Source organism: Microbacterium sp. A8/3-1 (assembly GCF_040267695.1).
GTDB lineage: Bacteria > Actinomycetota > Actinomycetes > Actinomycetales > Microbacteriaceae > Microbacterium > Microbacterium luteolum.
Genome location: NZ_CP158357.1, coordinates 2328425 through 2353544, shown reverse-complemented (window position 1 = coordinate 2353544; position 25120 = coordinate 2328425). Strand labels below are relative to the sequence as shown.

25 protein-coding genes are annotated in these 25120 nt (G+C 67.2%); 15 read left to right on the top strand and 10 right to left on the bottom strand.

The window, feature by feature from the left end; all coding sequences use genetic code 11:
• Positions 1-1533, bottom strand: a complete 1533-nt coding sequence (locus tag ABS642_RS11565; protein ID WP_350350172.1) for a sugar transferase — start codon at positions 1531-1533, stop codon at positions 1-3.
• A gap of 294 nt (positions 1534-1827) precedes the next feature.
• On the opposite strand from ABS642_RS11565, the gene ABS642_RS11560 reads away from it, so the two are divergent.
• The 4 genes from ABS642_RS11560 (at position 1828) to ABS642_RS11545 (ending at position 5833) form a co-directional block, all read left to right on the top strand.
• Entirely contained in the window at positions 1828-3018 is a 1191-nt protein-coding gene (locus ABS642_RS11560) for a low temperature requirement protein A (RefSeq protein WP_350350171.1), read from the top strand.
• Between the two features lie 90 nt (positions 3019-3108).
• Positions 3109-4086 carry an intradiol ring-cleavage dioxygenase gene (locus tag ABS642_RS11555; protein ID WP_350350170.1) on the top strand — a complete coding sequence of 326 codons (978 nt, stop codon included), beginning with the start codon at positions 3109-3111 and terminating at the stop codon, positions 4084-4086.
• A gap of 204 nt (positions 4087-4290) precedes the next feature.
• Positions 4291-4578, top strand: coding sequence for a hypothetical protein (locus ABS642_RS11550; protein WP_350350169.1), 288 nt, complete (start codon positions 4291-4293; stop codon positions 4576-4578).
• A gap of 142 nt (positions 4579-4720) precedes the next feature.
• Entirely contained in the window at positions 4721-5833 is a 1113-nt protein-coding gene (locus ABS642_RS11545; protein ID WP_282217531.1) for an acyl-CoA desaturase, read from the top strand.
• Between the two features lie 22 nt (positions 5834-5855).
• On the opposite strand, the gene ABS642_RS11540 is transcribed toward ABS642_RS11545, so the two are convergent.
• The 6 genes from ABS642_RS11540 to ABS642_RS11515 form a co-directional block, all read right to left on the bottom strand.
• Entirely contained in the window at positions 5856-6479 is a 624-nt protein-coding gene (locus ABS642_RS11540; RefSeq protein WP_282214709.1) for a response regulator transcription factor, read from the bottom strand.
• Positions 6476-7669: an ATP-binding protein gene (locus ABS642_RS11535; protein ID WP_350350168.1), complete on the bottom strand. Its 1194-nt coding sequence runs from the start codon at positions 7667-7669 to the stop codon at positions 6476-6478. Before ABS642_RS11535 ends, ABS642_RS11540 begins: the two co-directional genes overlap by 4 nt.
• A 47-nt stretch (positions 7670-7716) precedes the next feature.
• Positions 7717-8565, bottom strand: a complete 849-nt coding sequence (locus ABS642_RS11530) for an ABC transporter permease (protein WP_350350167.1) — start codon at positions 8563-8565, stop codon at positions 7717-7719.
• Positions 8562-9431 carry an ABC transporter ATP-binding protein gene (locus ABS642_RS11525; protein ID WP_350350166.1) on the bottom strand — a complete coding sequence of 290 codons (870 nt, stop codon included), beginning with the start codon at positions 9429-9431 and terminating at the stop codon, positions 8562-8564. Before ABS642_RS11525 ends, ABS642_RS11530 begins: the two co-directional genes overlap by 4 nt.
• Positions 9432-9576: 145 nt before the next feature.
• Positions 9577-10944, bottom strand: coding sequence for a cell division initiation protein (locus tag ABS642_RS11520; RefSeq protein ID WP_350350165.1), 1368 nt, complete (start codon positions 10942-10944; stop codon positions 9577-9579).
• Between the two features lie 223 nt (positions 10945-11167).
• Positions 11168-11473: a hypothetical protein gene (locus ABS642_RS11515; protein WP_282214704.1), complete on the bottom strand. Its 306-nt coding sequence runs from the start codon at positions 11471-11473 to the stop codon at positions 11168-11170.
• Positions 11474-11601: 128 nt separating this feature from the next.
• Between ABS642_RS11515 and ABS642_RS11510 the strand changes: the two genes are divergently transcribed.
• From ABS642_RS11510 to ABS642_RS11495, 4 genes are all read left to right on the top strand, one after another.
• A complete protein-coding gene (locus ABS642_RS11510; RefSeq protein ID WP_282214703.1) occupies positions 11602-11883 on the top strand; it encodes a hypothetical protein in 282 nt (93 codons plus the stop codon).
• Between the two features lie 132 nt (positions 11884-12015).
• Entirely contained in the window at positions 12016-13338 is a 1323-nt protein-coding gene (locus ABS642_RS11505) for a VCBS repeat domain-containing M23 family metallopeptidase (protein ID WP_350350164.1), read from the top strand.
• A gap of 49 nt (positions 13339-13387) precedes the next feature.
• Positions 13388-14233, top strand: coding sequence for a transposase (locus tag ABS642_RS11500; protein WP_350350163.1), 846 nt, complete (start codon positions 13388-13390; stop codon positions 14231-14233).
• Between the two features lie 62 nt (positions 14234-14295).
• On the top strand, positions 14296-17349 hold the full coding sequence (locus tag ABS642_RS11495; protein WP_350350162.1) for a hypothetical protein: 3054 nt from the start codon (positions 14296-14298) through the stop codon (positions 17347-17349).
• Here ABS642_RS11495 and ABS642_RS11490 read toward each other — a convergent pair.
• The 3 genes from ABS642_RS11490 to ABS642_RS11480 are packed head-to-tail and all read right to left on the bottom strand — an operon-like array spanning position 17336 to position 18454.
• Positions 17336-17698: a bleomycin resistance protein gene (locus tag ABS642_RS11490; protein WP_282214699.1), complete on the bottom strand. Its 363-nt coding sequence runs from the start codon at positions 17696-17698 to the stop codon at positions 17336-17338. The genes ABS642_RS11495 and ABS642_RS11490 overlap by 14 nt on opposite strands.
• Positions 17699-17707: 9 nt before the next feature.
• The gene (locus tag ABS642_RS11485; protein WP_350350161.1) at positions 17708-18025 is read right to left on the bottom strand and encodes a hypothetical protein; all 318 of its coding nucleotides are present in this window, start codon (positions 18023-18025) and stop codon (positions 17708-17710) included.
• 30 nt (positions 18026-18055) lie between these two features.
• Complete coding sequence (locus ABS642_RS11480) at positions 18056-18454, bottom strand: hypothetical protein (protein ID WP_350350160.1); 399 nt, start codon at positions 18452-18454, stop codon at positions 18056-18058.
• A gap of 150 nt (positions 18455-18604) precedes the next feature.
• Here ABS642_RS11480 and ABS642_RS11475 point away from each other — a divergent pair, with 150 nt between their 5' ends.
• The 7 genes from ABS642_RS11475 to ABS642_RS11445 all read left to right on the top strand — a co-directional run bounded on the left by ABS642_RS11475 (position 18605) and on the right by ABS642_RS11445 (position 25120).
• Positions 18605-19282 (top strand): Type 1 glutamine amidotransferase-like domain-containing protein, encoded by a 678-nt coding sequence (locus tag ABS642_RS11475; RefSeq protein ID WP_350350159.1) that lies wholly within the window; start codon positions 18605-18607, stop codon positions 19280-19282.
• Positions 19283-19658: 376 nt separating this feature from the next.
• Positions 19659-20111, top strand: coding sequence for a hypothetical protein (locus ABS642_RS11470; protein ID WP_350350158.1), 453 nt, complete (start codon positions 19659-19661; stop codon positions 20109-20111).
• 149 nt (positions 20112-20260) lie between these two features.
• Complete coding sequence (gene galE / locus ABS642_RS11465) at positions 20261-21295, top strand: UDP-glucose 4-epimerase GalE (RefSeq protein WP_350350157.1); 1035 nt, start codon at positions 20261-20263, stop codon at positions 21293-21295.
• Positions 21295-22518, top strand: a complete 1224-nt coding sequence (locus ABS642_RS11460; protein ID WP_350350156.1) for a hypothetical protein — start codon at positions 21295-21297, stop codon at positions 22516-22518. Before galE ends, ABS642_RS11460 begins: the two co-directional genes overlap by 1 nt.
• Positions 22515-23159, top strand: a complete 645-nt coding sequence (locus tag ABS642_RS11455) for a hypothetical protein (RefSeq protein WP_350350155.1) — start codon at positions 22515-22517, stop codon at positions 23157-23159. The genes ABS642_RS11460 and ABS642_RS11455 overlap by 4 nt, the downstream gene beginning before the upstream one ends.
• A gap of 89 nt (positions 23160-23248) precedes the next feature.
• Positions 23249-24349 (top strand): MFS transporter, encoded by a 1101-nt coding sequence (locus tag ABS642_RS11450; RefSeq protein ID WP_350350154.1) that lies wholly within the window; start codon positions 23249-23251, stop codon positions 24347-24349.
• Between the two features lie 147 nt (positions 24350-24496).
• Entirely contained in the window at positions 24497-25120 is a 624-nt protein-coding gene (locus ABS642_RS11445) for a hypothetical protein (RefSeq protein ID WP_350350153.1), read from the top strand.

Sequence of the window (25120 nt, the reverse complement as noted above, 5' to 3'; positions counted from 1 at the left end):
TCAGTATGCACCGCTCGGCTGCACCATCGCCTTGGCGGTGCGCCACATGATCTGCAGGTCGTTCATGACGGACCAGTTCTCGACGTACCGGAGGTCGAGGCGCACGCTCTCGTCCCACGAGAGGTCGCTCCGGCCGGACACCTGCCACAGACCCGTGATGCCGGGCTTGATGTACAGGCGGCGGAAGATGGTGCCGTCGTAGGCCGTGACCTCGCTCGGAAGCGGCGGACGCGGGCCCACGACGCTCATGTCGCCGATGAGGACGTTCCAGAACTGCGGCAGCTCGTCGAGCGACAGCTTGCGCAGGATCTTCCCGACGCGGGTGACCCGGGGGTCGTCCTTCATCTTGAAGAGCAGACCTGCGCCCTCGTTGGCGGCCTTGAGAGCCGCGAGCTGCTGTTCGGCGTCGGTCTTCATCGAGCGGAACTTGACGATCCGGAACGTGCGGCCGTCGCGGCCCACCCGCTCCTGGAAGAAGAAGACGGGTCCGGGAGAGTCGAGCTTGATGAGCGCGGCCAGGACCGGCGCCAACAGTCCGATCGGGATCAGCGCGACCGTGGCGACGGCGATGTCGAGCGCGCGCTTGAGCACGTGCACTCCGCCTTCGTAGGTCGGGATCTTGACCTGGATGAGCGGCAGGCCCTCGACGGGCGCGAACGAGATCCGCGGACCCGCGACATCGGTGAGACGGCTGGACAGCACGAGCTCGGCAGCGGTCCCCTCCAGCTGCCAGCTCAGCTGCTTCACGAACTCCGGCTCGCCCTCGGGGCGGCTGGCCACGATGATCGTGTCGGCGCCCAGCTCGGCGGCGACCGTCGACACGGTGTTCACGTTCCCCAGAACTGGGAACACCGCGCCGTCGATCTCCACCTCGCGGGCGTTGCCGTCGAGGAGCGTCGCGCCGACCACCTGGTAGCCCGACGCGCCGATCGGGTGCAGCGTGCGCACCACGTACTCGACGTCATCCCTGTTACCCACGACGAGCGTGCGGGAGGCGAACCGCCCGTGCGTCCGCTGGGTCTGGAGCCAGTGGCGCCACAACCACCTGGTCACCAGAAGTGTCAACACACCGACGGGCAGCCCCAGCAGCAGCGTCAGTTGCATCGACTTCCATGCGAGCAGCACCGCCACGATGGCGATGATCCCGAAGGCGAGCCCGCTGGCGTGGACCACGCCGCGGTACTCGGTGGCACTCGCACGGAACAGCGCGGCGTCCCGCGTGTGCAGAGCACTGAGCATGAGGTACCAGAGCGCGGCGAGGGGGATGCCGTCTCGAAGGACCTCGAACCCGGTGATGCCGACGCTCAGCTGGACCATCGCGGTCAGACCGACGGCGAACAGGATGACGGCCGCATCCGTGATCCGCAGTCGCATCCGGTAGCGACGCTCCCACTGGCGGCGTCTTTCCAGAGTCGCCGAAGCACGCGGTGTGACCACCGTGCGCGTCACCGACTTGGTCGCTCTCGGAGCGGCGATCGGCAAGAAGACCGAGCCCGGACGAGAGATGCTCAGAGCATCCTCGACGGAAGTCATGCCGAGGCTCCTTGAGCCGTGAATGTACGCAGAAGTCCCCAGTGCGACATCAGTTATCCCCAGATTTCCCCAGACCATGAACCCCACGTTCACGGCAATCGTCTGCGTCCCGACCCCTCGGGTCCTGCTGAAACTCGGTGATCCCACTCACGGAGTGCATTTCGCCGTCCCACACGGCGGTCGCTAGCAGCAGGCACAGCAGACTTTGATCACTGTAGCGGATGGAGGGCCCGAGCGGAAGATATCTCCGCCGAATGGACGTATCAATTTTTCGCGAGGGACTATTCTGACGCGGTGACCGAGAACTCCACCGCCTCGCGCTTCCGTCTCCTGACGATGCTTCCGCGTGATCCCGGCCAGCCCCATCGCACCGCGAGCACGCTCGAGCTGTTCTTCGACCTCGTCTTCGTGGTCGCCGTCAGCATCGCCTCGGCACAGCTGCACCACGCACTGAGCCACGGCGACTTCCTGCACGGCATCACGTCGTACGCGATGCTGTTCTTCGCGATCTGGTGGGCCTGGATGAACTTCACCTGGTTCGCGACCTCGTTCGACACCGACGACTGGCTGTACCGCGTCACGACGTTCGTGCAGATGGGCGGCGTCCTGGTGTTCGCGGCAGGCATCCCGCGCGCGTTCAACGAGGGCGACTTCGCGGTCGTGGTGCTCGGCTACGTCGTGATGCGTGTCGCGATGGTCGCGCAGTGGCTGCGCGCCTCCCGATCGGCGGGGCCGCTCCGTGCGGCGACCAGAAGGTACGCCTTCGGGATCGCGGCCGTCCAGGTGCTCTGGATCCTCTTCCTCCTGGTCCCCTCGGGGGCTCTGCAGATCACGGCCTTCGTGATCTTCGCGCTGATCGAGATCAGCGTGCCGGTGTTCGCGGAGTACCGCCGGCAGACGCCATGGCATCCGCATCACATCACGGAGCGCTACGGCCTGTTCACGCTCATCGTGCTGGGAGAGAGTCTCCTGGCCTCCGCGAACGCGATCATCGACGCGCTCGAGAAGGTCGACACGCTCGGCCCGCTGATCGCGATCTCCGTGCTCACGCTCGTCGTCACGGCATCCGTCTGGTGGATCTACTTCTGGCCGCCCCACCACCGCGCGATCACCTCGTTCCGCAGCTCGCTCCGCTATGGGTACACGCACTACTTCGTCTTCGCCGCGGCCGCCGCCTTCTCCGCCGGCATCGAGGTGGAGCTCGACGTGCTCACGGGGGAGAGCCACCTCTCGAACGTCGCCGCCTCGTTCACGGTCACGATCCCGATCGCCGTCTTCCTGATCGGCATCTGGTGGATCGCGATCCGCGAGAACGCCGACCGCGTCGTGAACACGGTCATCCCCGTCGGCGCGCTCCTCGTGCTGCTCGACCCCGTGCTGCCGATCCCCGTGACGCTCTCCGCGCTGATCCTGGTGATCATCGTCGTCGTGCTGGTCATCCGCCCTCCGGTGCCGCGCGGCGAGACCTTGCGCGTGGAGACATAGGAAGCGCATAGCCCAGGCAGAGGATCCTGATCGGGCGCTTCAGGACCATGGTGACGACACACCATCGGTTCACTCGAGAGGAGCCCGACCATGAGCCGTATCCCCGAACCCATCCCGACGCCGGACGGTCCCACCTACGAGGGGCGGCTGCTCGATCGCGCCGATGAGGAGGTCGTCGATCAGGGCGTCGTCTTCGACATCGGCACTCTGCTCAGCCGGCGCGGGGTCCTCGGCCTGGCGGGGCTCGGCCTCGGCGCCGTCGTGCTGGCCGCCTGCGCACCTGCCGCCTCGGGCGGCGCGACCTCGACTCCCACCCCCACGCCGACCTCGACGGCGGACGCCGGGGGCGGGACCCAGACCGTGGAGATCCCCGACGAGACGGCGGGGCCCTATCCCGGCGACGGCTCTAACGGGCCCGACGTCCTCGAGGACTCCGGCATCGTCCGCCGCGACATCCGTTCATCGATCGATGGCGCGGCGACGGCCGACGGCGTGCCGCTCACCATCGTCTTCCAGGTCGTCGATCTGGCGAACGGCGGCGTCCCCTTCGCCGGTGTCGCGGTCTACGCCTGGCACTGCACCGCGCAGGGGGAGTACTCCCTCTACTCCTCGGGCCTCGAGGACGTCACCTATCTGCGCGGCGTGCAGGTGGCGGATGCCGACGGCAGGGTGTCGTTCACCTCGATCTTCCCCGGGTGCTACTCGGGCCGCTGGCCGCACATCCACTTCGAGGTGTTCCCGGATGCGGCGTCGATCACCGATGCGGCCAATGCGATCGCGACGTCGCAGCTGGCGCTCCCCGAGGCCGCCTGCTCCGCGGTGTACGCGCAGTCCGCGTACGCCGGCTCCGCTCAGAACCTTGCGCAGGTCACGCTGGCGGGGGACAACGTGTTCGGGGACGATGCCGGAGCCTCGCAACTCGCCACCCTCAGCGGCGACGCGACGTCCGGATACACGGCGACCCTGGTCGTCGGCGTCGACACCACCACCGCGCCGGCCGCCGGTGGTGGTGCTCCGGGCGGCGGCGAGGGTGGCCCGGGCGGAGGCGGCCAGCCGCCCTCGAGCTGAGGTCGCAGAGGGGCGGTCGGGGAGGGCGTGGCGAGATCTGCTATGCTGATGATGCAACGTGTGTGCTGTGCCCCTCTCGGCCGCCACGTCGCCACTGATCAGGGCCATCACGGACCACGCACATCGATGCGCGCGGCATCCGCCCTCGATCTCACATCTTGCGGAGCGCCGACGCGTGCCCGCCACACAGCAATGAGCATCACCATGAGCACCACCACCTTCCCCCCATCCGATCCGTTGACCTGGAAGCAGGCCGACGCCGACGTGCACGTCGCGACGCGCAACGGCGAATTCGCCGGATTCGTCGAGTTCGACGGCACCGCGTACCTCGTGCGCGACAACCACGGCGCGGAACTCGGCGCCTTCGACTCCCTCGACGACGCCCGCTCCGCCCTGGAGCGCACTCAGCACGCCAAGACCCCGCTCACGCAGGGACGCGCACTCGTCCTTCCCCGCGCTTTCCGCCGCCGCCCGCGGCGCGTTCGCGCCTGACGATCAGCACACCGGAAGCGGCGCGTCAAGGGCCCCGGATGTATTCCCGGAGCCGTATGTGGGTCGGGCTACTGTGAGGTAAGCGTTGGGCACTCGCCTTGGGCTTCCATAGCTCAAGGGCTCCGATCGACAGGAGAAGATCATCTCCATCACACAGGTCGAAAAGACCGCAACGCTGGGACCGGTTCGTCAGACCTACGCCGGCAACGCCGATTTCCCCCCGATGGCGCAGGCCTACAAGCAGGTCTCGCAGGTCGTCAAGGAGACAGGTCTCCTCCGCCGTGCGCAGTGGTTCTACGTCGCTGTCGCCGCCGGCATCGCGGTCGCCCTCGGTGGACTGATCACGGGCTTCATCCTTCTCGGCGACAGCTGGTTCCAGCTGCTCATCGCCGCGGGCCTCGGCATCATCCTGACGCAGATCGCCTTCCTCGGACACGAGGCGGCGCACCGTCAGATCCTGACCACGGGACCCGCGAACTTCAAGCTCGCCCGCATCGTGATCGCCAGCATCGGCATGAGCTACTCGTGGTGGGACTCGAAGCACACCAAGCACCACGGAAACCCGAACCAGGTCGGCAAGGACCCCGACATCGAGGTCGACACGATCTCGTTCCTCGAAGAAGATGCCGCGAAGGCGAAGGGTTTCATCAAGCTGATCACGCGCAAGCAGGGCTGGCTCTTCTTCCCCCTGCTGACCCTCGAGGGACTGAACCTCCACTTCCTCGGCCTGAAGTACCTCATGACGACGAAGAACGTCAAGGGACGCTGGACCGAGCTCAGCATCATCACGCTGCGGTTCGCCCTCATCCTCGTCCCCGTGTTCATGATGCTCCCGCTCGGAATGGCGTTCGCCTTCATGGGCGTGCAGTTCGCCGTCTTCGGCGTCTACATGGGAGCGGCGTTCGCGCCGAACCACAAGGGCATGCCGATCATCGAGCCGGGTGCCCGTCTCGACTTCTTCACCAAGCAGGTGCGCACCTCCCGCAACATCACCGGCGGATGGGCGACCACCTGGCTCATGGGCGGCCTCAACTACCAGGTGGAGCACCACCTGTTCCCGAGCATGCCGCGCCCGTACCTGGCCAAGGCGCGCGAGATCGTCCGCGACTACTGCGCAGCCAACGACGTGCCGTACACCGAGACCAACCTGCTCCGTTCGTACAAGATCGTGATCGACTACCTCAACCGCGTCGGTCTCTCCGCGGGCGCCGACCCGTTCGACTGCCCTGCCGTCGCGCAGTTCGGCCGCGCGTAACCCACGACGGCGCGGGGTTCGGTCAGAGCAGACCGAGCTCCAGCGCCAGCGTGACCGCCCGTGTGCGGTCCGAGACCTCGAGCTTCTCGAAGACATGCAGCAGATGCGTCTTCACGGTCGCCTCGCCGATGAAGAGCTCCCGTGCGATCTCCGGATTGCTGCGACCGCGTGACACGAGACGCAGCACCTCGAGCTCCCGCGGGCTGAGCGAGGGGCGTGTCGTGCCCTCCCGGCGCATGCGGGTGACGAGGGTCGCCGCGATGCTGGGCGCCAGCACGGTGTGGCCCTCGGCCACGGACCGGATACCTGCGACGATCTCCTCCTGCGGGGCGGCCTTCAGCAGATAGCCGCTCGCGCCGGCCTCGATCGCTCCCAGGATGTCGTCGTCGCCCTCGTGCGTCGTGAGCACGAGCACCCGCACGTCGGGGAGGGTCGCAGTGATCCGCGCGGTGGCCGCGGCGCCGGACAGGTTCGGCATGCGCAGGTCCATGAGTACGACGTCCGGACGCTCGGCGGTGGCGAGCGCGACGGCCTCCGCGCCGTCGGAGGCTTCGCCGACCACGTCGATCCCCTCGTCGAGCGAGAGCAGGCCGACGATGCCGGAGCGGACGATCGGATGGTCGTCCACCACGATGACGCGGATCATGCCGTCTCCTGCCCGACCGTGAGCGGGATGCGCACGGTCAGCGTCGTCCCTGCGGCCTCGCCGTCGCGGGCCTCGAGGGTACCGCCCACGAGCGCGACCCGATCGCGCATCCCCGCGAGGCCGAATCCTCCCCCGGCGCCGATGTCCGCGCCGTCGGGGCGGACGCCTCCGAGGCCGCGACCGTCATCGCTCACGACCAGGACGGCTTCGTCGTCGACGGTCAGCACGAGCGACGCTGCGCCGGCGGCCGCATGCTTGCGCACGTTCGCGAGACCCTCCTGCGCGCATCGCAGGAGGACGACCTGGAGGTCTCTCGGGACGACGAGCGGTGAGGCCTCGACCGACACCGGAAGGCCCGTCTCGCGACCGAACCGCTCGCCGAGCCGTCGCAGCGCTTCGGCCAGCGACCCGGAGGGGTCGGCCGCCGAGGACTCGACGACGACGAGCGCGCGCGCTTCGCGCAGCGCCTCGCGCGCGGCATCCTCGATCAGGGAGATGGCCTCGTGGGAGCCGTCCAGTCGGCTGCGTTCGGCGAGCATCACGATGCTCGTGAGGCTCTGGGCGATCGTGTCGTGCACCTCCCGGGCGAGGCGGGCGCGCTCCGCAGCCGCTCCGGACTCCCGGCTCGCGGCCTCCAGCCCGTGCTGGGCGGCGGTGAGCTCCGCCAGCAGGCGCTGACGCTCCGAGCCCCACTCCGCGATCCGCGTGATCCACAGCCCGAGCGCGATGCTGAACGCCGCGGACAGACCCGAGGTGACGACTCCGGCGAGCAGCATGCCGGGGCTGAAACCGTCGGAGGCGGCATAGGCGATCGAGAGCACCACCGCGTTCAGCAGGGTGACGAGGATGGACTGCCGGGTGGAGCGCGACGTCATCCAGATCAGCGGCAGCACGATCGTCTGCAGCAGCATCATGGTCGGCTCGATCGAGGTGCCGATCGCGAGCAGCGCGATGAGGGCGGCCTGCAGCAGCCAGGAGACCGGCGGCGAGGGCTCGGGGCCTTCGCGCAGGCTCACATAGCGTCGGGCGCCGAAGGCGTAGACCGCGGCGATCCCGACGGCGGTGGCGACCAGGAACCATGACGAGCCGGGGAATCTCGGCGGAAGAGTGAACGCGAGGATCACGATCACGACGAAGAGCGCGGCACTGGCGAGGTCCCAGCCCACGCGCTCTCTGACGACGGCGCTCATGCCGACCACTCTTCCATCATCCTCTTCCCGCTCCGGCGCCGTCGGCGTCAGCGATCCCGACGGATCCAGCGGAACGTGAGACGGCTGAGCACCAGTCCGACCGCGAGCCAGACCACCAGCATCAGGGCGATGAGCCCGATGTCCCAGGAGCCGCTCGTCTCCGCCGCGCGGAAGGAGTCGGGGAGGAACACGGACCGCATCCCCTGCGCGATCCACTTCACGGGCAGGACGCCCGCGGCGTTCTGCAGCCACTCGGGCAGCATCGAGAACGCGATGTAGACGCCCGAGACGAACTGGATCAGCAGCACGACCGGGATCACCACGGCCGCCGACGACTTCCCCGAGCGGGGCACGGAGGACAGCGCGATCCCGAGGAGCGTGCACGCGATCAGTCCGAGGACGAAGATCCAGGCGAAACGGCCCCAGATCGCCGGGGCCGTCGGCAGCTCGACGCCGTACACGACCACGGCGACGGCGATCAGCAGGGCGATCTGCAGGATCGCGGTGACGAACACCTCGCCGATCTTGCCGATGAAGTACGTGATGGGTGAGATCGGCGTTCCACCGAGGCGCTTGAGCGTGCCGTCGCTCTTCTCGGCCGCGATCTCGAGCGCGGGCGCCTGCACGCCCGAGAGCAGGACGCCACCCGCGATCAGGCCGGGAAGGTAGTAGGTCGCCATGCTGACCTGATCCGGTCCCTCGCCGATGTCGCCCGTGAAGATCGTCGCGAAGACGACGTACATGAGGGTCGGGAACAGGAACGTGAAGAAGACCTGATCGCCGGCGCGGAAGTACTGGCGGAGCTCGAACGGGATGCGCCGGACGCCCAGGCGGATCGTGCGCCCGATGCCGAACTTCCTCGTGGTCGGCGTCGTCGTGGTCGTGATGCTGCTCATGCTGCCGTCTCCTCGAGGCGCGAGTCGAACGCGCGAATCAGGTCGAGATAGATGTCCTCGAGCGTCGGGCGGACGACCTCCAGATCGCGGGGCTCTCCTCCCTCGCGTTGCAGGGCGGAGACGAGAGCTCCCGGTTCGGCGGTGCGCTCCTCCCTCCGCGCGCCCGCGGCGTCGGTCCAGCGGACGAGCGGGATGCGCGAGTCCGCTCCGCCGAGCTCGTCGATGCCGCCGATCGCTGCGATCGTGCCCCCGGCGATGACGGCGGCGCGGTCGCCGAGCTGCGCGGCCTCGTCGAGATAGTGGGTGGTGAGCAGGATGCTGGTGCCCTCGGACTTGAGCGAGCGGATCAGGTCCCAGAACTGGCGCCGGGCCTCGGGGTCGAAACCGGTGGTCGGCTCGTCGAGGAACAGGAGCTCGGGTCGGCCGATGATGCCGAGAGCGACGTCGAGCCGACGCTGCTGACCGCCGGAGAGCCGCGCGGCCCGTGTGCGCTGCTTCTGCTCGAGACCGACGGCGGCGATGACCTCGTCGACGTCGCGGGGGCGCGGGTAGTAGCCGGCGAACTCCTTCAGGAGCTCTCGCACCGTGAACGAGCCGGCCTCTCCCGTGGACTGCAGCACGATGCCCAGCCGCGCCTTCCAATCCAGGCCGCCGTGCTGCGGATCGACGCCGAGCACGCGCACCTCGCCGCTGCTGCGGTGACGATAGCCCTCGAGGATCTCGATCGTCGTGGACTTCCCCGCGCCGTTCGGGCCGAGCAGCGCGAATGTCTCGCCGCGCTCGATGTCGAAGCTGATGCCGTCGACGGCCGTGAAGTCGCCGTAGTCCTTGCGGAGGTCGCGAACCTCGATCACGCTCTCTGTCATGCACCCCAGAATGCCCGGGAGCGGCGGTCGGCGGTAGCGGTGGACCGGCGGACCACGGCATCCACCGATCGGTGGATGCCGTCAGGATGCAGAAGAGGTGCGCGCGGTCACCCGCGCGCACCTCTTCTCCGATCAGTCGACCGCGTCAGCGCTTGCCGCTCTCCTCGGCGTCGACCACGTCGATCGTGATCTTCTCGAGAGGGCGGTCGTCGAGCTCGTCCTCGAGCAGCTCATCGCCGAGGAACTCCTCGCCCGATGCCTCGTCCTCCGCGCTCTCGGCCGGAGCGCCGTCGGCGATCTCCGCGGGAAGGGCGTCGTCCGAGAAGATGCCGTCGGGGCGGATCAGCTCGCGCACCTCCGCCATGAAGCTCGTGAGCTGCTGCTGCTGCCAGCGCAGCTGGCGGGCGCGGTCCTCGGCATCCCGCAGCACGGCGGTGGTGTGGCCGGTGACGGACTCGACGATCTTCTGCGACTTGACGCGGGAACGATCGAGGATCTCGCGGGCGCGCACCTTCGCGTCGGCCTCGATCGCCTGCGCCTGTGAGCGCGTCAGGTGCTCGTAGTCCTCGGCCCGGGCCGAGATGCGCTGCGCGTGCTCGAGGGATGCCGCGACCTGCTCGTTGGCGTCGGTCGTGATGCGCTCGGCGTGGGCGACAGCCTGGTTGTGCAGCACGAGGAACTCCTGCTGCGCGTCATCCTGGCGTCGGCTCAGCGTCTCCTCGAACTCGAGGACGCGCGCGTTCATGTCGCGCACCTCGCGCTCGGCATCCGCGCGCAGCTGGGTCGTCTCGCGCGTGACGAGGGAGCGCAGAGCCGCCGCGCCCTTCTCGGCCTCGGTGCGGATCGCGGTCGCCTCCTGCGCGGCCTGGTTGACCTTCTCCTCGGCGTGCGCGGCTTCGCGCTCGATGCGCGCCTCGTGGGCCGTGTACTCGGTGTCCATCTTCAGGCGCACCTGGTCGGCATCGCGCTGCGCCTGCGCGGTGATGCGCTCGGCGTCGGCCTCGGCCTCGGCGCGCTGCGCCGTGACCTCTTCACGAGCCGACGACATCAGCCGATCGGCCTGCACAGCGGCGTTCTGGATCAGGACGTTCGCCTGCTCCTCGGCGACGCGGAGGATCGCCTCGAATTGCTGGCGCGACGGCGCTTCCTTCCCGTCCGGCTGCGGAGCGTCGACGAGCTCCGAGGTGAGGGTCGCGATCTGCTGCTCGGCATCCGAGGCCTTCGCCGCCGCCGCGCTCAGTTCGCCCTCGAGCGCCTCGCGGGCGGCGCGCTCTTCGGCCCGGACGGCCTCGACGGCCTCGGTCTGGTCGGCCTTGGTGTCGGCGAGGTCCGTCGTCAGCTGCTGGATCTGGGCGCGGAGGGTGCTGAGCGCCGTGTCGACCTCACCCTTGTCGTAGCCGCGGAAGCCCACGGTGAACGCCGCCTGCGGCTCACGCGGGTTGGTCTCGATCAGCTGATCGAAGAAGTCGGGGGACCGCTCGTCGCGATCGGTGCTTCCGGAGGATTCGCTCATGAGCTTCAAGCCTTTCTGGCGAGGCCACGTGGCGGAGCTGCGGCTCCGTCCCGCCGAGCGGGCAACACGTGGACCATGGGGGGGAGGTCGTATGGGCTCACGCCGCGGCCGAGACCTGGTGGAGGTCAGGCCGTGCGCGGGCGCGCATACAGCCTAGTTCCGTCTCCTGCATCGTGCGCGGTCGGATTTCGTCGCGGTCATGGCGATCACCGCCGCCCGCTCGTCAGCGCGGGGCGACCAGGTGGTCCAGGACGAGTTCGCCCGTGGCGTTGAGGGCCTTCATCATGTCGGCGATCAGGTGCGGATCGACGGCGGGCGGCTCGGCGCTGTCGAATCCGAACTGCAGCGGGATCGCCGGATGGATCCATACGGTGGCACGCTGATCCTCGCCGCCGTTGACAGGGCGCCACGTCATCATGAAGCTCTCCTGGCGGCGGAGCTTCGTCGCGATCACGATCTTCAGGTGCGCCAGGGTCTTGTCCTCGATGAGGATCGGATCCGAGGTGCCGTCGTACCGGAGTCTGCCCATCCTTGAACCGTACACCCGCGCGCACCCGTCTTTGCATGCCCGGGAATCGCCCGGCGCGCAATCCCCTTATGCCTCGACCCCCCTCGGGCTATTGTCACCGGATGACGGAGAACGGGGAGGCGAGTGGAATGAGTGAGATGCGGACCATGGTGCGCACCCGGGTCACGGTCAACGACGTCGGGTTCTTCCTGGCGCAGGGACAGGATGTCGACGAACTGAAAGGGGAGATCGAGTCCGCTGTCCGTGACGGTCCCCGGTTCGTCGAGTTCGTCGTGGTCGGCAACCGCTCGGTCAGCGTGCTCGTGTCGACGGCGACCCAGGTCGTGATCTCGGTCGACACCGTGCAGTACGACCATCGCGACAACGGAGATGACTCCGCTCCCTTCGGCGGGACGTTCGACCTGCTCTGACCGTCGTGACGCGCGCACGGCGACACCCGGCATCCTCCGTCGACGTTCGCCGGTCGGCCCCATGCGCCCTGGTACGGTGACGGCGGAGGACACTGCGTCCCTGGGGCCGACCGAGCAAGAGAGTACGTCGAGATGAAGCGAGCATCCCGTTGGCGTCTCGTGCGCGTGAGCGCGGTCACCGCGATGGCGCTGGTCATCGGAGCACTCGTGCCCTCCCTCTCCTCGGCCACCCCGGCCGCTGCGGCGACCGACGGGCAGATGATCTTCCCGGCGTCGGGCAACATCCAGTCGAAGGTCGGGGACGGATGCCTCGGCGACTACCGCCCCCATGAGGGGATCGACATCACCGGGTCGGGTGGGGATCCGATCCTCGCCGCGTACGACGGGGTCATCAAATCGCGGACCTCCAACAGCGGCTACGGCAACTACGTCGACATCCAGCACCCCGGCGGCTATGTCACGCGCTACGCCCACATGGTCGCTCCCGGATGGTACGAGCCGGGCACCCCTGTCGTGCGCGGCCAGCAGATCGGGGTGGTGGGCAAGACCGGAGCGACCAGCGCCAATCACCTGCACTTCGAGGTGCGATTGAACGGCGCGGTGTACACCCAGATCAACGACGGCTTCACATGTCTGAGCAATGTGCGGCGCGGTGACCTGATCCCGCTGTTCTTCCCCGGGCTCGGCACCGATCCCATCTCCACGGTCGCCTCGGCCGACTACACCGGCGACGGGAACGCTGACCTGATGACGGTCGCGGGCAACGGAGATCTCCAGCTCCGCGCCGGCAACGGCGCCGGCGCGTTCCAGAAGACGGCCACATACGCCGGGTTGGCATCCATCCGGCGGCACATCACCCACGCCGATCTCAACGGCGACGACAAGGCCGACTTCCTCTCTGCCCGATCCGATGGGGCGCTGGAGTACTTCGCCGGCGCGGGCAACGGAGGGTTCCAGGCGGTCGCGATCGTCGGCAACGGCTGGTACGACATGCTGCACGTGACATCGGGCGCCGACTACACCGGCGACGGGAAGCAGGATGTCATCGGCGTCTCGGCCGGCGGAGTCATGACCATCTTCCGCGGATCCGGGTGGGGAGGATTCGCGACGCCCTACGTGACGCTCGGCGGCGGCTGGGAGGGATTCCATTTCCTCGTCGGCGGAGACTTCGACAACGACGGGCGCGGTGACATCATCGGGATCGACGACACGGGCACCCTCTATTTCTATCCCGGCGGCGTCAATGGGTTCGGCGCACGGCGCACGGCCGGTGCCGGATGGCTGGAGTTCACCGCCCTCACCGGTGGCGTCGACTACAACGGCGACGAGCGCGCCGATCTGCTGGGACGCACTCCTGCGGGCGAGCTCTTCCTCTACCCCGGCAATGGCCGAGGCGGCTTCAACGCGCGCACACTCGTCAGTGCGGATGCCGCCGACTACCTCACCCTCGAGTAGCGCGCCGGATCTGCGCGGCCGAGCGGGCGTGCCCGCGTATCGTGGGCGCATGGCCGATCCGACGCTCGAGGAGATCGCTGCAGGGCTCTGCGCCGGACCGCCCGAGGACTTCGTGTCCGCGCGCAACGCGCGCGCCAAGGAGGTGGGCGAGGCCGCGCTGTCCGCACGGATCCACGCCCTCCGGAAGCCGTCGATCGCGGCCTGGGTCGTGAACGTCTTCGCCCAGGAGCGCGCGGGGCAGCTGGACCAGGCGCTGCAGCTCGCCGCCGAGCTCCGCGAGGCGCAGGATGACCTGGATGCCGCCGCGCTGGCGAAGCTCGGCAGAGAACGCCGGGCTCTCACCCGACGGTTGGCCGAGACCGCGGCGGAACTGGCGGGGTCCCGCGGCGAGCGCATCACACCGGCGACGCTCGAGGCCGTGGAGCAGACCATCTCGGCCGCGTTCTTCGATCCGGATGCTGCCGCCGCGGTCGCCTCTGGGCGGCTGGTTCGTGCGCTCGAGCCGACCGGGAGTGCGGATGACGTCCGAGACGCCGTGGCAGGCGAGGTCACCGCGCTCGAGCCGTCTCCCGCGCGTCCAGCTGATGAGCTGCAGGCTCGGCGGGTGCGCCGAGAGGCCGAGAAGCGTGTCGCCGCGGCGGAGAAGGAGCTCACCGCGGCGGAGCGCGAGCTGGCGAAGCAGATCAAGGCGCGGGAGGCGCTCCGGTCGCGCGCCTCGGAGCTGTCCGAGGAGGAGGCCGACCTCGAGGCCCGGCTCGCGAAGGTGCGGAAGGAGGTCGAACGCGTGCAGCGCGAGACTCCGGAGGTCGAGGCGATGCACGCGAAGGCCCAGGAGCAGGCGGATGCCGCGGCCGAGGAGGTCGCGGACGCGCGACGCGCGGTCGAGGACCTGTAGGCGGTCGATCCGCGGCGGACGCCGTGCATCGAACCGTCCCCAGACGTCGATAGAGTTCCTCCATGCGAGCGAAGACGGCCGTGCCGGAGACGTCGGCGCGCGTCCGCGGCATCCTCGCCCTGATCGTGGTGATCGTGCTGCTGGCTGCGGGAGCCGGAGTCGGACTCGTCGTCGGCGACGCCCTCGGTATCCGTGCGCAGCCCGCCGAGCGGATGGGTGGGGAGTCTCGCGCGGTCGAGACGGTGACGGCATCCGTCCCACCCCCTCGGATCACCGTGCTCGGCTACGGCGAGACCGAGCGGATGCGCGTCGCGGTCGATGAGCTCGACGCGGCGCTGTCCGGGGTTGAGACTGCGGGCAGCGCCACGCTCACGATCGCGATGGGCGGTCCGCTCGCCGGCGAGATCGATGACGACACCTACGTCTTGACGGGCACGCCGGACGCACTGCGCATCGAGACGTCCGGCGAGGCCGGCGCGGCACGAGGCATATACGACATTGCGTCGGCGATCCGACAGGGCAAGGACATCACGGCGGGCATCGGGATGCCGGTGACGTCGCGCCTCCCGTTCCGCATGGTCGATCTCGGCGCGGTCGGCGTGGCGGCCGATCCGGCCGAGTGGCTCCCGGGAACCGACTACTCGCACGCTTCAAAGGCGTTCGCGGACGTGTTCCTCGCCGAGGCGCCGTACATCGACGAGGAGGCGCTCGCCGCGGCCTACGACGACTACGACGGATACCTCCGGAGGGTCATCGCGGACGGCTACAACGCCATCTCCTTCCCCGGCTTCGTCGAGTTCGTGACCTTCGACGAGGTCGACGGCGTCTATGCGGACGGCGACGCGCACGTGGACAAGGCGCTCGCGTTGCGCGAAGCGTTCGGGCCGTTCTGGGACCGCGCCGAAGAGCTCGGGATGAAGGTGTTCCTGCGGACCGACATGCTCACGCTGACGTCGCCGCTCGAGGACTACCTCACCGACCGTCTCGGTGCGCTCGACACCACGTCGCCGGAGCTCTGGGACGTGTACACCGCAGGGCTCGACGAGCTCTACGCGGCGGAGCCCGCCCTCGATGGGGTGCTCATCCGCATCGGCGAAGCGGGGCGGGTGTACGACGTCGAGGGGTGGGACTACTACTCGGCGCTGGCCGTGACCACTCCCGAGGCGGTGCGGGCGATGCTCACCGCGCTCACCGGTCAGGCCGAGGAGTCCGGACGAGAGGTGATCTTCCGCACCTGGAGCGTCGGCGTCGGCGCCGTCGGTGACATGCACACGAACGCCGCGTCGTACGAGGCCGTGCTCGGCGGGATCGACTCGCCCGCGCTGATCGTGTCGACGAAGTACACGCTCGGAGACTTCTACAGCTGGCTGCCGTTGAACGACACCCTGCAGCAGGGCGAGCAGCGGCGCATCGTCGAATTCCAGAGCCGCCGCGAGTTCGAGAACAACGGGGCGTTCCCGAACGACCTCGGCGCGGAGTACGCCTGGGCGCTACAGGAGCTGCTCGCATCGAACGAGCACATCGAGGGCATCTGGGCGTGGGCGCAGGACGGCGGCCCGTGGCGCGCCGGGCCGATGATCCTCTACGACAAGGCGGGCTTCTGGCAGCTCGCGGACCTGAACTCGCAGCTCGCCGTGCAACTCGCGCGCGATCCGGACGCGGACCCGGCCGAGATCACGGCCGGATGGGCGCGGGAGTGGTTCTCCGATGACCCGGCCACCGTCCAGGCGATCGCGGAGGCGATGGCGCTCTCGCGGACCGCGATCGAGCAGGGGCTGTACATCCCGCCGTTCGCCGAGCAGCGCGTCTCGGCGATCGGACTCGAGCCCCCGCCGATGATGTGGATCTTCGAATGGGACATCCTCACCGGCGACTCCGCGGTGCTCGACGTGATCTACACGATCTCCCGGGACCGGCTCGACGAGGCTGTGCAGGGTGGCGACGTCGCCTCCGAAGCCGTGGCGCGGATGCGCACGCTGATCGAGGGGACCGACCCGTCGACCTGGCGCGACCCCGGGCTGCGGGAGGCCTTCCTCGGCAGCCTCGACTACGAGCAGGACACGCTCGACCTGCTCGGCTCTTACCGGGCGATGATCCTTCACCAGGCCGCGTGGCACGACACGCTCTCGGCCGACTCCTACGCCGCATGGCAGACGGCCCGTGATGCCTATACGACGCAGGCCGCGGCCCACCTCGCCGCGTACGAGGGCGACGTCGACCATCCGGCCTTCAACCTCACGGCCGCCGAGCTCGGGGTGGAACGCGGCGATCGCGATCTCGCCATGGCCTGGATCGCGCGGGTGCTGCTGGTGCTCACCGCGACGTGGGTGCTGATCGGCATCCTGTCCGCGCGGACGCGTCTGGTCCGGCGGCCCGGGGCGATGGCGGCGCGCGCGACCTGGGTCAGCTCGACCCGTCCGTGGCGAGCGGGGGAGTCGACGCTCGGGATGCTGCGCGCCGACCACATCCTGTTGGTCCTCGTACCGGGCGCCCTCCTCGTCGCGACGCGGGCGGTGCAGACGTCGTTCCTCTCCTGGGTGCATCTCGCCGTCACGCTCGGCGCGTGGGCCGTGTTCGTCGCGCTGCTGCTCGTGCTGTTCCGCGGCCGGTGGGGGTGGGCGGTGCTGGCAACGATCGGCGGCGTCGTCGTGCTGCGCTGCGCCCTGGTGCTGGCGGCGCTCTCGTTCAGCGGACCAGGCGGCTACTGGTTCGCGTTCTGGACCGATCCGGTGCGCCGCTCGCTCTACATCGCCGTGGCGTTCGCGCTGTTCGTCTGGCTGTTCGTGGCCGTCGGGTGGGCGCTCGCCGCCCGCATCGGCGCACGGCGGGCGACGGGCGCGGTGCTCGCGGCGATCGGTGCCGGGCTCGCGGTACCGGCCGCGGTCATCGCGATGGTCGGACTCGAACGGGCCCTCACCGCGTGGAACGATCAGATGGGGCTGCTGCCGTGGGGGCTGTCGCGCATCCTCGGCATCACGGTGTATCTCGACATCCCCTCATCGACGGCGTGGGTCGCTGCCGGTATCGGCGCCGTGATCTCCGCGCTCGGACTCGGCCTTCTCTTCATCGGTCGGCGGGTGCCGGGCCGCCGGGATGCCGTGCCTAGTTCTGGATGAGCGTGAGCTGGGTGCCGTCGGTGTCGACCAGATAGCCGATCCGCAGTCCCGAGCTCTCGATGCGCGGCTCGTGCAGACGGGGGCAGCCGGTGCGGGCGACGGGAACACCTGCCTCGTGGATCGCCTGCCACAGCTCGTCCAGGTCGTCGACCCGGATCGTGCACTGATGGCTGCTCGTCAGCGGATCGACGTCCGGATGCGGGAAGAACTCGATCTCGACATCACCGCGCCGCAGGATCATCCAGCCGTCATCGCGGAACGTCGGGCGGAAGCCGAAGCCCTCGTAGAAGCGCTGCGTGACGTCGAAGTCGCTCGACGGGAGGTTGGGGAGTGCGCGGTCCGGGGCCATGTCGGCAGCCTAGGCGCGCGGCGCCCGGGAGTGGGGTGCCGGGCGGATCCGTCCGGGCAGGAACGGCAGCGCCGGCGCCCGGTACTCGAGCGCGAGGTCATCGGGCGCGAGGGTGTGCTCCGCCTGGCCGAACCGCCACAGGCGGTTGAAGAGGAAGACGCCCAGGGTCACGGTCTCGTCGGCGGGCACCTGCCACGTGCCGAGGCCCCACTGCGTCGGCTGGCCTCGTCCGGCGAGCACGAGCGTCGGGCGGATCCCCGCATACAGCGCGAACCACGGCTTGTGCATGGTCAGCTCGATGCGGCGGGAGGGGGCCTCAGCGCTCACAGGCGTTCCATGTCGCGGAATCGGCGCGCGTCACGACTGCCGCGCGAAGAAAGCCTTGGTCTTCTCGCCGGCCCACAGGAGCAGGATGATCACCACGGGCGCGGCGATGTTGAGGATGTGACTCCAGAGCGACTCGGCGGCCGGAGAGGTCGCGAGCGACGCCAGGGCTCCGAGGACGCTCACGACCTGGACGATCGTGACGATCAGGCGGGCGACACGGTTCCCGCGCAGGATCCCAGCGGCGAAGATCAGGTTCAGCACGGCCGCCAGGATGGCGAGGACGGCGAGGATGATGAGATGCCCGGGCGCTCCCGCGCCGGCGATCGCCGCGACGATGGCGAGGATGCCGGCGATCAGGCCGATGATGCCGGTGACGATCAAGAGGACGGCGACGATCGTGACGCCGACGGGCCGGTTGCTGCGGGTCATGTGTGCTCCAGTGCTCTCTTGCGACGGAATCGATTCACCCTATCGATCGTGTGCGGGCGAGCGCGAGCGGCGTCCCCTCGTCGTCGCCCCGCGGGGTTCCGCTCGTGAGCCTCGGACGACAGAATGAGAGGCCGCAGAAGGAGGCCGTTCATGAAGTCACTGCTGACCTCTGGGGGAGTGACCAACGCCTCCATCCGAGACGCCCTGGTCGAGCTCCTCGGGAAGCCGATCGAGGAGTGCACGGCGCTGCTCATACCGACGGCACAGTGGGGGCACCCGATGTGCTCGCCGTTCTCGGCGTGGAGGTCGGTCGCCGGCGGCTGGCCGGAGAGGCAGGATCTCGTCGAGCTCGGGTGGAAGCAAGTGGGACTGCTCGAACTCACCGCTCTGCCGAGCCTGGATCGGGACCGATGGGAGCCGTGGGTCCGAGAGGCCGACGTGCTCCTGGTGGACGGGGGAGAGGCGATCTACCTCGCGCACTGGATACGGGAGTCCGGCCTCGAGCGGCTCCTGCCGGAGTTGAACGACACGGTCTGGGTCGGGGTCAGTGGCGGAAGCATGGCGCTGACGCCTCGTGTGGGCGACGCCTTCCTGGGGTGGAGACCGGAGGAGGGGGACGAGGCCCTCGGCATCGTGGACTTCTCGATCTTCCCGCATCTCGACTATCCCGGATGGGAGTCCAACACCTCGGAGCGTGCGAGGGAGTGGGCGGCCGATATCGGAGGGCCGGCCTACGCAATCGATGATCAGACGGCGATCGCCGTCGTGGACGGCGGAGTGCGCGTCATCTCCGAGGGGCGCTGGTTCGCGATTCCTGCGGAGGACTGAACGCCATCTGCCGTTCCAGGGAAAAGCAAAACCCCCGCCATGTAGAAGCTAGGCGAGGGTTTCTAAGGTGATTGTAATGATCACCCTGTGGCTCCGACGGGCGTCGATCCCGTGACCTCACGATTTTCAGTTGGATGCGGCGTGGCAGTGGGTGCTCGTTGGTCGTGGTTTGCCGCGTGATTCCGCGAAGTTGTCATCGTTGGTCGTGGCTGGTTGAGGGTGGTTTCAACCGAGCTACCGGCACGAAACCGGCACATCCTGTCGATGTGGAGAACATCCAACCCTGGCTGATGCCCGACGGTTCTTGAAAGAGATGTCAGTTGGGCTAGCGCACCCCATTCCTCTCGTCTAGCCAGTGTCGGGTGAGGTTGCGGGCGTGAGCGCTTTATCTTCACTCCCGAACGAACTAGTGGTGTGGCGAAGGTTCGATGCAACAAACCCCGCTCACTTCGACACGGTCGTCGTCGATGAAGGAACGGGTGTGCGGCACCTCAAGGGTGGGGCGCTGCGGTTCGATGAAGACGGCTGCTCAGTTTTTCGTGGGGATGTGCTGGAGTCTCTCGGACTGGAGCCGCTGATTATCGCTAGCCCGCCTCACACGCCCCTCGCCCACGCAACACGAAGCGGTGTCGAGAGTCTCACTACAGGTTTCGCGGAAGACTCTTTGGCGAAGGCCTTCAATGTTGCTGCCGATCCGCTTTCTCCGGACCCTGAATATAATCCGGCTCATGCGTTGATCCAGCACCTTCTCGTCTACGCATCGAACACCAAGCGGCGGCGGGCTGAGGGAGTATTGGCTCGCGTGGTCTTCGAGTTCGAGATGGCCTAGTTCGCGCGCGCCAATAGAACCGTCACCAGGTCCGGCATCGTCGTATATCACAGCGCTTCGTGCGTGCCGGTGGTTGGGCAGCGACCGCCCTCGCTTAGACTCTTGTCTCGCGCGCCTCACGGTCGCGGCATTCGACTGGAGGGTAGTGCATGAAGGTTCTCATCACCGGTGGAGCAGGCTACATCGGCTCGACTATTGCAGCATGTTGTGTGGACAACGGCATCACGCCGGTCATCCTGGATGACTACAGCAAGGGGCTGAAGGAGTTCTCGCGCCCGTACGCGAACTACGAGGGCGACATCGCGGACGTTGCCGTAGTTCAGCGGATCCTGTCTGAGCATCCCGACATCGATGCCGTCGTCCATTGTGCGGCGAAGATCGTCGTTCCTGAATCCGTATCCGCGCCGCTCGACTACTACGAGAACAACGTCGCCAAGTCGCTGACGCTTCTGCGTGAACTTTCCCGTCTCGGAGTCCGCCGCTTCATTCTCAGCTCGACCGCATCCATGTACGAAGCGGGCGACGACTTCATGGTCGACGAGTCCGGAGCAGTCGCTCCTCAGAGTCCATATTCGGCGTCCAAATGGATGCTGGAGCGCGTGTTGCGCGATTTCGCCGCCACCGGTGCGATGAACGCGATCGCGTTGCGGTATTTCAATCCGATCGGCTCAGATCCGGGAATGCGGAGCGGTCTCCAGGATCCGCAGCCGACACACGCCCTCGGCAAGATGATCGAGGCGTATCGAAGCGGAGGGACATTCACGGTGACGGGTGTCGACTGGCCAACGCGCGATGGTTCCGGGCTTCGTGACTATGTGCATGTGTGGGATCTCGCCCGGGCCCACGTGGCGGCGCTCCAGAACTTCGACGAGGTGATCTCGAGCTCCGTGATCGATGGCTTCGACGTCATTAATCTTGGAACTGGAACGGGTACGACCGTGTTCGAGCTCGTCGATGCATTCGGGGAGGCGACTGGGAAGCCACTTGATGTGCAGACGGCTCCTCCGCGGCTCGGTGATGTCGTGGGCTGCGCGACGCTGACCGCTAAGGCCGAACGGCTTCTCAGTTGGCGAGCCGAGTTGAGCATCGCGGACGGGGTCAAGGGCTCACTCGAATGGGCAGAGAAACTTCCATCCGTGCTCATCCGCGAGCGAGCCGGTGCAACGGCCGCGGAGGTCAAGTGATGACTGCCGTCAACGTCGTTTTGTTTAGGCATTCCCCCCGGCCGGTCGAGCTGTGGCACCTGAATCACCGCGACGCGCTCATCCTGAGTCACGAAAGTTCGCGTGCCCGCTACAACTCGGATCCAGCTGTTGACGAGTCGATGGTCAGGTTCCTTGAAGACTTCGAGGTTCCCACTCTCTTCAGAGCGATTAGAGACATCGCCCAGAAGCACACGATCCGCTCTGTCTCCACGCTGGGAGAGGAGGACATGGCGACTGCAGGCTTGTTGGAAGAGTTCTTCGTGACGGGCGTATCCGAGTACGTGGCGGGCACCCTCTTCAAGGACAAGCTGTTCATGCGTTCGGCGCTCGAGGGGCAAATCCCCCAGCCAGAGTTCCGGGGACTGGAGGAGTTCACCGGGACACGGGAGCAACTTCTTGCCGAGGGGTTCAACCTCGTGAAACCTCGCAGAAGCGCGGGGGCGCAAGGCGTGCATCTCCTCAACGAGATCGACGATGAGGAGTTCGCAGCGATCCCTCTCGGCGACTACATTGCCGAGTCATTCATCCAGACACCGCGGATGGTGACAGGCGATGGGTTCGCTGTCGGCCACGACATGCGTCACTTCTATGTCCACGAATACGACGCGACCGTGCTGAGCTCGCTGGACGGGCGCGATGGAATCGCGATCTCGACGTCGAAGGTCTACGACGAATCGTCTGATCTCCTCAAGGCGCTCTTCGATTCCTCGCTGCGGGTCCTCGAGACCATCGGCAGCCGCGATCGTGTCAACCCGTTCCACTTCGAATGGTTCATTCCGGAAGACGGTGTACCTGTCTTCTGTGAGGTGGGTCGCCGCTTCGGAGGCCTCGGAATTCCTCGCATCGCACGATATGCCTTCGATGCGCCTGTTCTCGAAGACTACTGGGCCGCTATGGCCGGGGAAGCGGGAACGACCCCGTCGTTGACCCGCGAAACCTTGGCACATCCGCGGCGCCGTGCCATCTGCTATGCGCGATACCGCGTGAAGGGGGAGGTTATCTCCGCTCCCACGAGCGAGGACTTTAACATGGCGGAGAATTCGTGGATCTGGGCGAAACCGGGAGACGAATTCGCCGAGAATGCGGGGGTCGTCACAGACAACGCGGCCATCTTCGAGTTCATCGGCACGGACGCTGGGGACGTGGAGGCGAAACTCGCTCAGGCCCGCTCGATCCTCGATGAACGTCTGGTCATTCGGTGACCCGCGAACGCCGAATCCGGCTTCCGAACATCGTCAAGTCCGCCAACACGACATTCTCTTGTCACGTCCCGGACGGGTTGGTGGATATCGGACCACTTGCCGACCTCTCGGCACCGACTGACTGCATCTCGCAGCTTTCGGTTGATCACTTCTTCGTGACGTTCTCCGCGGTGAGCTCGAATTTCAATGGCGTGGAATACGTCGACTACAACGAGGTGATCATCAAGGTTCCTGTCGTCGTCGCTGACCGCCCGTTCGTCTTCCCGCCGCGGACCTATGTGGACAACGAGCTTTCGCTCGTACGCGGATACCAGCTCGGATTCAACAAGTACATGACTGCGGTCGCAGGGGCTGTCGAAGGTCGAGTGGCCTTCGACGGGAAAGGGCTCCAGATCGAAGGGGAGGTCCGACCGGACGAGCCGATGGAACAGTCGGCAGCGCTCGCGGCCGCAGCGGGAGGGTTCATCTTGTCCGACGGTGGTGTAGCCATGGAGCTGGTCGTGTCGGATCATACCCAAAGCGCTGACTCGGGTTGGCTCGGTGCGGGCGGCGGCGGTGTCATCGCCGGACGCCACTTCGACGTGAAGGCTGCCAGGCGCACGGCGGACCGCTTTGTACTCCATCACGCGACCGCCCTATGACGCTCGGGTCCCAGACTCGTGGACGTGCACACTGGTTGATCGGCGCCGTTGCGTTCTCCAAGATCGGAGCGCTCTCCTACACCGTTGTGATGACCTGGGCGGTCGCCGAGGCAGCGGGCAACGACGGTGTCGGCTGGGTGAATGCGGTCGCAGGCTTGACAACCGTTCTCGTCGGGTTCTTCGCCACCTTCTGGCTGGACAAGTTCGACAAGCGAATCCTTCTCCTGCTGTTCGACGCCGCGGCGGCGGCAGTCTGCCTCGCGGCTGTTGCTGTGCTGGTCTTCGCGCCGAAGAGCGACGTCGTCCTGATCGCGGTGGGCATCGCTGTCGCGACGTCAGCGGTCGCCAGTTTGTACTCGCCGACGAGCCGCGCACTCATCCCGGCCGTGGTGCCAGCCGAAGGTCTGGAGCGCTTCAACAGCGCCTACGCGGGATTCGGCGAGGTCTCCCGGGCCGCAGGACCGGCGTTGGGCGCCCTGCTGCTCGCCGTCGGGGGGCCGGACGCCTTCGCTCTGAGTCTCACGGTCAACGGGGTGTCGTTTGTCGTTTCGTTGCTGCTCACGCTCCCGCTCCCGCCGGCTCCGCCCCGTCATGTCGGCGAAGGCGAGCAGAAGAAACATGCACTCTTCCTGGGATTTCGCTTCATCGCCGGTCATCCGGTCTTACGGGGCGAAGTACTCAGCGCGCTAAGCATCAACTTCTTCCTGACGAGCACCACGTTCATTCTGCTGAACCGCATGGCAGAGACGAGCGCCGAAGCCTACGTGTTCGGGCTCGCGAACCTTTTCGAAGCGCTTGGGGCGGTTGCCGCCGCCTTGACAGCCGCATTCGTCGCAGGACGCTTGCGGCGCATCCGTGCAAATCAGCTCATGGCGCCGATCGCCGTGGCACTGCTGGTGTGCCTTGCAGCTGGCATCTGGGCGACCATCATCTCGCTGACGGTTCTCGCGGTGCTCGTGACGATCTACAACATCGTTCTCTTCAGCCGACTCCAGCGCGAGATCCCGATGGACAAGATGGGCCGCGTCATCGCGGTCGTCACTACGGGTTCCGCGGCATTGATGCCGCTCGGAAATCTGGTTTTCGCCAATCTCTCCACTGTCATTCCCACGAACACGCTCATCTGGATCACGAGCGCCGCACTCATTGCTACGGGGGTGGTGGCCGGATTCTTGACGAAGACTAAGTAAGCAGGCGACCGGAATTGTTCACGGGGGTTAGTTGTGAATGTTGAAAGTATAAGTAAGCTGACCGCGGCGATCCGTCGGTCGGAGGCAAGTTTTCCCGGGACGAGCTGTCTCCTGACCGGGTCTGCGGCTCGAAAAGAGCTGCGAGTAGTGCAAAACAGCGTCCAGTCCGACATCGACCTCTTGCTCGTCGTGCACGATGAGCAATCCGCACTCGACTGTCGAGCGAACTTGAAGGAACTGCTGCAGGAGGTGGCGCGCGAGTTCGCTGTCGAGCTTGCCTGCACGATCACTCTTCGCGATCACATCGACCTGCGCCCTGGCGCGGGCTTCGTCCGCAGTGCTGCCGCAGCGCCACCGATCTGGGACCACATGGGGATCGCTGACGTCCTCGAGACATTGAGTGACCAGCCACCGCCGCAGACGAGCGGCGCGCTCGGACAACCGGTGTCCTACTACTGTGCCAAGGCTCGAGGCACGGGTCAGCCGAGCGACTGGGCCAAGGCTCGACTGGCGGTCGAGACGCTGTTCGGATTTCTCGAGTATCAGCCCTCTGCATCGGCTGAAGGTCCGATTGATCAAAACCAGACCGAGACCGTGACACGGTCGGCGGTTGCCGCTCTTACAGCCTCTACCGATCTGTGGCCTTCTTCGGTGTACTTCCTCGCTTCGGTGGGCAGGGTGAGCGACGCCAATCTACATAGCGGCGTGCGAGACCGCGTCTTCTTCGAGAATCATGGTCTCGAGTTTCAGACCGCCTTCGTGCGGGGGTGA

What these genes read in the sequence shown, in the direction of transcription:
- ABS642_RS11565 (WP_350350172.1), bottom strand. Translation starts at nt 1,533, where the DNA reads ATGACTTCCGTCGAGGATGCTCTGAGCATCTCTCGTCCGGGCTCGGTC.
- ABS642_RS11555 (WP_350350170.1), top strand. Translation starts at nt 3,109, where the DNA reads ATGAGCCGTATCCCCGAACCCATCCCGACGCCGGACGGTCCCACCTAC.
- ABS642_RS11550 (WP_350350169.1), top strand. Translation starts at nt 4,291, where the DNA reads ATGAGCACCACCACCTTCCCCCCATCCGATCCGTTGACCTGGAAGCAG.
- ABS642_RS11540 (WP_282214709.1), bottom strand. Translation starts at nt 6,479, where the DNA reads ATGATCCGCGTCATCGTGGTGGACGACCATCCGATCGTCCGCTCCGGC.
- ABS642_RS11535 (WP_350350168.1), bottom strand. Translation starts at nt 7,669, where the DNA reads ATGAGCGCCGTCGTCAGAGAGCGCGTGGGCTGGGACCTCGCCAGTGCC.
- ABS642_RS11530 (WP_350350167.1), bottom strand. Translation starts at nt 8,565, where the DNA reads ATGAGCAGCATCACGACCACGACGACGCCGACCACGAGGAAGTTCGGC.
- ABS642_RS11525 (WP_350350166.1), bottom strand. Translation starts at nt 9,431, where the DNA reads ATGACAGAGAGCGTGATCGAGGTTCGCGACCTCCGCAAGGACTACGGC.
- ABS642_RS11520 (WP_350350165.1), bottom strand. Translation starts at nt 10,944, where the DNA reads ATGAGCGAATCCTCCGGAAGCACCGATCGCGACGAGCGGTCCCCCGAC.
- ABS642_RS11515 (WP_282214704.1), bottom strand. Translation starts at nt 11,473, where the DNA reads ATGGGCAGACTCCGGTACGACGGCACCTCGGATCCGATCCTCATCGAG.
- ABS642_RS11510 (WP_282214703.1), top strand. Translation starts at nt 11,602, where the DNA reads ATGAGTGAGATGCGGACCATGGTGCGCACCCGGGTCACGGTCAACGAC.
- ABS642_RS11505 (WP_350350164.1), top strand. Translation starts at nt 12,016, where the DNA reads ATGAAGCGAGCATCCCGTTGGCGTCTCGTGCGCGTGAGCGCGGTCACC.
- ABS642_RS11500 (WP_350350163.1), top strand. Translation starts at nt 13,388, where the DNA reads ATGGCCGATCCGACGCTCGAGGAGATCGCTGCAGGGCTCTGCGCCGGA.
- ABS642_RS11495 (WP_350350162.1), top strand. Translation starts at nt 14,296, where the DNA reads ATGCGAGCGAAGACGGCCGTGCCGGAGACGTCGGCGCGCGTCCGCGGC.
- ABS642_RS11490 (WP_282214699.1), bottom strand. Translation starts at nt 17,698, where the DNA reads ATGGCCCCGGACCGCGCACTCCCCAACCTCCCGTCGAGCGACTTCGAC.
- ABS642_RS11480 (WP_350350160.1), bottom strand. Translation starts at nt 18,454, where the DNA reads ATGACCCGCAGCAACCGGCCCGTCGGCGTCACGATCGTCGCCGTCCTC.
- ABS642_RS11475 (WP_350350159.1), top strand. Translation starts at nt 18,605, where the DNA reads ATGAAGTCACTGCTGACCTCTGGGGGAGTGACCAACGCCTCCATCCGA.
- galE (WP_350350157.1), top strand. Translation starts at nt 20,261, where the DNA reads ATGAAGGTTCTCATCACCGGTGGAGCAGGCTACATCGGCTCGACTATT.
- ABS642_RS11460 (WP_350350156.1), top strand. Translation starts at nt 21,295, where the DNA reads ATGACTGCCGTCAACGTCGTTTTGTTTAGGCATTCCCCCCGGCCGGTC.
- ABS642_RS11450 (WP_350350154.1), top strand. Translation starts at nt 23,249, where the DNA reads ATGACCTGGGCGGTCGCCGAGGCAGCGGGCAACGACGGTGTCGGCTGG.